At 27.5% G+C, this 879-nt stretch carries 2 protein-coding genes; one reads left to right on the top strand and one right to left on the bottom strand.

Going from position 1 to position 879, the window contains the following annotated elements; genetic code table 11:
* On the top strand, positions 1-218 hold a 218-nt coding region (locus ACQCX0_RS02355; RefSeq protein ID WP_462562556.1), incomplete at its 5' end, for a GIY-YIG nuclease family protein.
* Positions 219-385: 167 nt separating this feature from the next.
* On the opposite strand, the gene ACQCX0_RS02350 is transcribed toward ACQCX0_RS02355, so the two are convergent.
* Positions 386-879 (bottom strand): tyrosine-type recombinase/integrase (locus ACQCX0_RS02350; protein WP_462562555.1); only part of this gene is annotated, 494 nt, incomplete at its 5' end.

Here is an 879-nt window from a genome sequence, read left to right as displayed (position 1 = left end):
CAAATAATGCTTGGATACCAGGATATGTTGGACAAACAGTTCACCTAAAAACAAGATTAAAAGAACATAGTAATGAAAGCAATCCTGCTGATAGTTGTATACTAAAAAATAAATATACCCATCTTCATGTGATGCAAGTTCCAGAAAAAGATCTAAATAGAATTGAACAAGAACTTTTGAAAAAGTATAGTTGGACTTGTAATACTCAAGGTAATTAATCTTTTATAATACTTATATTATTTTGTAGAGCTTGTTCTTTTGATTTTTGCAATGCCATAATATATTAGAAAAAAAGTTCAAACTCCAACTGGATATATGGACCAGTTATTCGTCCTTTAATTATAACATATTAGAAAAAAAAGTTCAAACTCCAACCAACGTGTGTTTACTCTTTTTTGTTAAAAACGTCCTCAAAAGATAATTCATAACTTGCATCAATATAATGCCCAGTTGATCCTAAAGATTTATGACCTAACCAAGTCTTCACATGGTAAATGTCTCGGGTAGCCTTATATAAATTTGTACCTAAGGTTTTTCTTAAAGCATGCGTTGAAACGCCGTTATTTTGATTTAAAATTTTTTTCATTCTTTTATTAAACCCTCTACAAGTGATAGATCTTAATTTATTAAATTTTCTTTTAGAAGTTGAGTGTAATAATTTTTTTAATTGGTTTGAAATAGCTATTTGCCTTGGCTCTCCATTTTTAATAGTTTGAATATAAATAAAATTATTATCAATAATCCTCTTATAATCTAAGTTTTGTAATTCTTGATATCTTAAAGCACACTCATGCATTAATAGAAATACAACACCATATTTATCAGTAAATAGTAGTTCTAATTCTTCTTTAGTTAAGGCACGACTTTTCATCTTATATA

The organism is Candidatus Hepatincolaceae symbiont of Strigamia maritima (assembly GCF_055505085.1).
Note: the sequence above shows the minus strand (reverse complement) of the source record. Positions and strands in the feature narration are given on the sequence as shown.